Annotated in this window: 7 protein-coding genes; 1 reads left to right on the forward strand and 6 read right to left on the reverse strand. The window is 72.1% G+C overall.

The window, feature by feature from the left end:
• Positions 1-200: 200 nt before the first annotated feature.
• Both thpR and PLP61_RS07065 read right to left on the reverse strand, forming a co-directional pair.
• Positions 201-764 carry an RNA 2',3'-cyclic phosphodiesterase gene (thpR, locus tag PLP61_RS07060; protein WP_324501740.1) on the reverse strand — a complete coding sequence of 188 codons (564 nt, stop codon included), beginning with the start codon at positions 762-764 and terminating at the stop codon, positions 201-203.
• Positions 765-803: 39 nt separating this feature from the next.
• A complete protein-coding gene (locus PLP61_RS07065) occupies positions 804-1,283 on the reverse strand; it encodes a DUF2231 domain-containing protein (RefSeq protein ID WP_324501726.1) in 480 nt (159 codons plus the stop codon).
• A gap of 78 nt (positions 1,284-1,361) precedes the next feature.
• Here PLP61_RS07065 and PLP61_RS07070 point away from each other — a divergent pair, with 78 nt between their 5' ends.
• Positions 1,362-2,051, forward strand: coding sequence for a response regulator transcription factor (locus PLP61_RS07070; protein WP_324501728.1), 690 nt, complete (start codon positions 1,362-1,364; stop codon positions 2,049-2,051).
• On the opposite strand, the gene PLP61_RS07075 is transcribed toward PLP61_RS07070, so the two are convergent.
• From PLP61_RS07075 to PLP61_RS07090, 4 genes are read right to left on the reverse strand one after another with little or no spacing between them, the layout of a single operon-like run.
• Positions 2,029-3,414, reverse strand: a complete 1,386-nt coding sequence (locus PLP61_RS07075) for a sensor histidine kinase (RefSeq protein ID WP_324501730.1) — start codon at positions 3,412-3,414, stop codon at positions 2,029-2,031. The two genes, PLP61_RS07070 and PLP61_RS07075, sit on opposite strands and share 23 nt — an antisense overlap.
• A 3-nt stretch (positions 3,415-3,417) precedes the next feature.
• The gene (locus PLP61_RS07080) at positions 3,418-4,143 is read right to left on the reverse strand and encodes a VIT1/CCC1 transporter family protein (protein ID WP_324501732.1); all 726 of its coding nucleotides are present in this window, start codon (positions 4,141-4,143) and stop codon (positions 3,418-3,420) included.
• A gap of 31 nt (positions 4,144-4,174) precedes the next feature.
• On the reverse strand, positions 4,175-5,320 hold the full coding sequence (locus tag PLP61_RS07085; protein WP_324501734.1) for an acyl-CoA dehydrogenase family protein: 1,146 nt from the start codon (positions 5,318-5,320) through the stop codon (positions 4,175-4,177).
• A 9-nt stretch (positions 5,321-5,329) separates the two neighbouring features.
• Entirely contained in the window at positions 5,330-6,049 is a 720-nt protein-coding gene (locus tag PLP61_RS07090) for an NAD-dependent deacylase (protein ID WP_324501736.1), read from the reverse strand.
• Positions 6,050-6,212: the final 163 nt, after the last annotated feature.

The following is a 6,212-nucleotide window of genomic DNA, read 5'->3' on the forward strand; positions in this document are numbered from 1 at the left end:
ACCGTCGAGCTGCGCCCCACGCACCGTCGAGCTGCGCCCCACGCACCGTCGAGCTGCGTACGGCGTACGGGCAAGCCTGACCTCACACACACGCAAGGCGCGACTCAACGGTGCGGAACGCGCGACTCAGCGGTGCGGAACGCGCGACTCAACTGCGCGGAAGGCGCGACTCAACGGGGCGGGACGCGCGACTCAACGGGTCAGACGGGGCGGAACGGGAATCGGTCGACGAGCTCGTAGCGGGGGCGTCTACGCGGTCCCTCGCCCAGGTGCGAGGCCACGAGCTCGACGCCGGTGGCCCGCCACCGCGGCCCGCGGTAGCCGTCGAGCAGGCGGACCCAGCTGGTCACCTCGGCCGGTTGGCCCAGTCGAGCCACGGTCAGGTGCGGCCGGAACCGCTGACCGTCCACCACCAGGCCGGCCCGGGAGGCGGCGGCCCTGGCCCCGCGGGCCATCCGGCTCAGCTCGGTGCGACCGTGCTCGTCCAGCTCCAGGCCGGTCCACAGCACCCGGGCACCGCCCACGTGGGGGAACGCGCCACCGCCGCACAGCGCGGTCTCGAAGGAGGTACGCCGCGCCGCGGCGCGCCGCAGCCGCTCGACCAGGTCGTCCAGTCGGCGGTCCGGTACGGACGCCAGGAAGCAGACGGTGACGTGGAACTGCTCCGGGGTGGCCCAGCGGAACCGGGCCGCGCTGCGGCGTACGTCGAGGAAGGCGTCGAGATCGTCCACCGCCTCTTCCGGCGGGACCAGCGCCACGAACATCCGCACAAGCCCAACCTAGAGGGCCGCGGGAGTCCGGTGTCAGTCGGAGTCGGCGGCGCCCGAGCCGGCCGTGGAACCGCTCACCTGGTCGTGCCACACGGACTTCGCACCGCTGTGTCCGGCGTTGACGATGCCGAAGAGCAGGAACAGCGCGGCGGCGGAGGCGACCAGGATGCCCGCGACCGAGCTGGTCGTGACCGTGGGCCGGGCCAGCCAGAAGACCAGGAGCAGGACCGCGCCGAACAGCACGTAGACGGCGATCGCCGCCAGGTCGCCCTTCTCGGCGTGGTCGTAGGCCGGGTCGCCGACGCGCTCCTCGAAGGACTCTCCGCTCTGCGTGGCCACGAAGGCGAAGACGGCGGCCACGCCGGAGGTGAGCAGCGTGGGCCACTTCAGGCCGACCCGCCAGGCGGGCTTGACGGCGTACAGGACCGCGAGCAGCGCGGCCAGCGGGCCGAGGACGACCACGGCGTGCACCACCAGGGGGTGGACGGGCAGGCCGGCAACGGTGTCGAACATGGGTTTCCTCCCGACGACTCGGTTCTCAGCGAGACCGTACGGCGGGCGCGCTGAGAGATCTCTGAGAGGCTGGAGGCGATGAGAGTGCTCGTGGTGGACGACGAACGGCCCCTGGCCGAGGCGCTGCGACGCGGGCTCACCGACGAGGGGTTCGTCGTGGACGTCGCCTACGACGGGATCGTCGGGCTGGCGACCGCGCGGTACGGCGACTACGACGTGGTCGTGCTGGACATCATGCTGCCCGGGATGCACGGCTACGACGTCCTCAAGGAGCTGCGCCGGCACGAGGTGTGGACCCCGGTGCTGATGCTGACCGCCAAGGACGGCGAGTTCGACCAGACCGACGCCTTCGACCTGGGGGCCGACGACTACCTCACCAAGCCGTTCAGCTTCCCCGTGCTGGTGGCCCGGTTGCGGGCGCTGGTCCGCCGCGGGGCGCCGCAGCGGCCCGTCGTGCTGCGCTGCGGTGACCTGAGCCTGGACCCGGTCGGGCGGACGGTGCGCCGCGGGGAGACCATGATCGACCTCACGCCCCGGGAGTTCTCGCTGCTGCAGTTCCTGATCCGCCGGTGCGGGGACGCGGTCACCAAGGCCGACATCCTGGCCAACGTGTGGGACACCGACTACCCGGGCAGCGACAACCTCGTCGAGGTGTACGTCGGCTACGTGCGCCGCAAGATCGACGCCCCGTTCGGCACCAGCTCGCTGGAGACCGTGCGCGGCGTCGGGTACCGGTTGGTGCCGGTCATCGGCGCAGCGGGAGCCTGAGCTCGAAGCGGCACCAGCCGTCCTCGGCCGCCGACGTGGTGAGGGTGCCACCGTGCAGCTGGGCCAGGTCGGCAGCGATCGCCAGGCCCAGGCCGCTACCGCCTGAGTCCCGGTCGCGGGTCGGGTCGAGGCGCACGAACCGCTCGAAGACCCGGGCGCGCTGCTCCTCGGGCACGGGCGGGCCGTCGTTGTCCACCACGACGCGGGCCTCGCCGTCCTCCTGGGTCAACCCCACCCGGAGCCGCCCCTCGCTGTGCCGGGCGGCGTTGTCCAGCAGGTTGCGCAGTACCTGGCCGATCCGGTCCGGGTCGGCCTCGGCGCGGACCGGCTCCACCTCCACCTCGACCGACGCCCCGGTCTCCTCCCGGAGCCGGCGCACCGCGCCCACGACGACGTCGTCCAGGTCGCAATCCCGCCAGCGCAGCGGGAGCGCCCCGGCGTCGTAGCGCGACAGCGTGAGCAGGTCGTCGACGAGCCGCTGCAGCCGCAGGATCTCGACGAGCAGGGTCGGGCGGGTCTCGGCCCAGACCCGGCCGGTGGGGTCGGCGGCCGCGAGCTCGACCGACGTACGCACCGTGGCCAACGGGCTGCGCAGCTCGTGGCTGGCGTCGGAGACGAACGTCCGCTGGACGGCGTACGCACCTTCGAGCCGGGTCAGCATCTCGTTCATGGTGTCGCCGAGCCGGGTCAGCTCGTCGCCGGTGTCCGGGACGTCGACCCGGTCCCCGATGGTGCGGCCGTCGATCTCGGCGAGCTGGCCGCGCAGCACCTCGACCGGCCGCAGCGCCGCGCCGACCGCCCAGCGGACCAGCACCGTGGCCACCAGCAGCACCACGACGGCGGCCAGCCCGCCGATCAGCACGGTGCGCGAGACCGCGCCCTCCTCGATGTGCACGGGGCTGGCGGCGAGCGCGACCAGCGGCTGGCCGTCGGTCCCGGCTGCACCGGCGGCCACCACCATGAACTTGTCGCTGTCGACCCCGGGGATGCCGGACACCTGCTCGGAGGACACCTGCCCCGGGGCGGGTGCCAGGTCGCTGATGGGCTCGGCCAGCGCGTCCTGCTCGGAGGCGGCGAGCACGGTGCCGCCGCTGTCCACGACCTGCACCATGGCGTCGCCGTACCCGGTCCCGGACAGCACCGGCACCGCCTGGTCCGGGGGCAGGAAGGCCAGCTGGGTGGCCACCTGCCGGGCCTGCAGCTCCGCGTGCGAGCGGGCCGTGCTGGCCAGGGTGGCGTCGAACACCGTCACCACCAGCCAGGTCCACCCGGCCAGCGTCACCAGCAGGATCAGCACGGCGACGGTGACCACCTTGCCACGTACGCCGCGCACCCCGGGCGCGCCCCTGACCGGCTCGGGCACGGCTCAGCCGACTTGGGTCCCGACGAGCGAGCCGACGAAGTGGGTGATCCCCATCGCCAGCAGGCCGCCGGCCACGTTGCGGGCCACCGCCTTGCCGGCCCGTCCGTAGCCGAGGTGCGCGCTGGCCCACCCCGTGAGGGCCAGCGCAGCCGCCACCGAGAGCGCGGTGACCCACAGGCGCAGCGACTCCGGCGAGAGCGTGATGGTCAGCAGCGGCAGCAGCGCCCCGACGGTGAACGCCACCATCGAGGCGAACGCCGCGTGCCAGGGGTTGGTCAGCTCCTCGGGGTCGATGCCGAGCTCGGCGTCGGCGTGCGCGGCCAGCGCGTCGTGCTCGGTGAGCTCGACAGCGACCTGGCGCGCCAGCGGAGCGCTGATGCCCTTGTCCATGTAGAGGCGGGTCAGCTCCTCGAGCTCACTCTCTGCGTCCTCCTCGAGCTCCTGCCGCTCGAGGTGCAAGAGCGCCTCCTCCGAGTCCCGCTGGGTGCTGACCGAGACGTACTCCCCCGCGGCCATGCTCATCGCGCCGCCGATCAGGCCGGCCACTCCGGCGACCAGGATCGCGGTCTTGTCGCTCGTGGCGCCGGCCACGCCCACCACCAGGCTGGCGGTCGAGACGATCCCGTCGTTGGCGCCGAGCACCCCGGCCCGGAGCCAGTTCAGCCGTCCGCTGATGTTGGCCGCGTGCGGCTCGGCCTCGTGCAGCTCGGGCTCCTGCTCCTGCGTCACGGGGCCGATCCTGCCAGGACCCCGGAGAACGTCATAGGCCGAGGTCGCGGCCGATGAGCTCCTTCATGATCTCGTTGGACCCGGCCCAGATCTTGGTGACCCGGGCGTCCCGCCAGGCGCGGGCGACGCGGTACTCGTTCATGTACCCGTAGCCGCCGTGCAGCTGCACGCAGTGGTCGAGCACCTCGTTCTGCAGCTGGGCGGTGAACCACTTGGCCTTGGCCGCGTCGATCGGCGTGAGCTCGCCCTTGCAGTGGGCGAGCACGGACTGGTCGACGAACGCCTGGGTGACCTCGACCCGGGTGACCAGCTCGGCCAGCAGGAACTTGTTGTGCTGGAACTGTCCGATCGACTGGCCGAACGCCTTGCGGTCCTTGGTGTACTGCAGGGTCTCCTCCAGGATCTGCCGGGCGTGCGCGAGGTTGGTGACCGCCGAGCCCAGCCGCTCCTGGGGCAGGAACGTCATCATGTGGATGAACCCGCTGTCGAGCTCGCCGATGATGTTGGCCGACGGGACCCGGACGTCCTCGAAGAACAGCTCGGCGGTGTCGGACTCGTCCTGCCCGACCTTGTCGAGCTTGCGCCCGCGCGAGTACCCCTCCCGGTCGGTCTCCACCCCGAAGAGGGTGATGCCACGGGCCTTCTTCTCCGGGCTGGTCCGGGCGGCCACTACGACCAGGTCCGCGGAGTAGCCGTTGGTGATGAACGTCTTCGAGCCGTTGAGGATCCAGTCGTCGCCGTCCTTGACCGCGGTGGTCTTGAGCGCGGCCAGGTCCGAGCCGCCGGACGGCTCGGTCATGCCGATGGCGGTGAGCATCTCGCCGCTGCAGAACGGCGGCAGCCAGCGCTGCTTCTGCTCGTCGGTGGTGAGGTGCACCAGGTACGGCGCCACGATGTCGGCGTGGATGCCCAGGCAGGAGGGCAGCGACATGTTCACCTTGGCGAGCTCCTCGGTGAGCACCGCGTTGAAGCGGTAGTCGCCGGCGTCGGAGCCGCCGTACTCCTCGGGAATCTCCAGGCCGAGGAAGCCCTGCTTGCCGGCGGCGAGCCAGAACTCGCGCGGGAGTGCCTTGGCGGCGGCGTACTCCTCGACGTAGGGCTTGACCTCACGGTCGAGGAAGGCGGCGACGGAGTCGCGGAAGGCGTCGTGGTCGGAGTCGTAGATCTCGCGCTTCATACCGCCAGGTTACTCGCGGGTCACCTCGACCTCCGCGGGGCGCCTGGCGAGCAGGTCCTGCACCCACGCGCGTACGAGTGAGCCGGCCGGGCCGTGCCGGGCCTCGTCGAAGAGCTCCGAGCCGGGGGTGCGTTCGAGGTTCAGCTCCAGCGTGCGGGCGCCGAAGAGGCGGGCGATCCGGACGAAGCCCGCCGCCGGGTAGACCATGCCCGAGGTGCCCACGGAGACGAAGAGGTCGGCCCGGGAGAGGGCCGACTCGACCTGCCCCATCCCCAGGGTGCTCTCGCCGAACCAGACCACGTCGGGCCGAAGTGCCCGCTCGCCGCACCTCGGGCACGCCGGCCGGTGGGCGAGGTCCTCGCGCCAGTCGAGCCTCGTGCCGCACGCCGTGCAGCGGGCCGAGCGCAGCTTGCCGTGCATGTGCAGCACCCGCCGCGACCCGGCCCGCTCGTGCAGGTCGTCGATGTTCTGGGTGACCACGAGCATCCGGGAGCCGAGCTGCTGCTCGAGGCAGGCCAGCGCTCGGTGGGCGGCGTTGGGCTGGACCCGGGTGAGGGCGGCGCGACGTTCGTCGTAGAACCGGTGGACGAGGTCAGGCTGTCGCTGGAAGGCCTCCGGAGAGGCGACGTCCTCGACCCGGTGCCCCTCCCACAGGCCGCGGGCGTCGCGGAAGGTCGGCACCCCGCTCTCCGCCGAGATGCCCGCGCCGGTCAGCACGACCACCCGCATCGCACCCTCCTCTGGCGCAGTCCGCTTCCACCTCTGATTCAACCACTCCCGATGGATTCTCGGCACGCCGGGACTCCCGCGATAGTACGGTCCCAACGCGGGGTCCCAGGGGGCTGTTGACCCCGCGTTGGGACCGTACTATCCGGGTCAGTAGTACCAGGGG

The sequence above is a fragment of the Nocardioides sp. genome (assembly GCF_035429765.1).
GTDB lineage: Bacteria > Actinomycetota > Actinomycetes > Propionibacteriales > Nocardioidaceae > Nocardioides.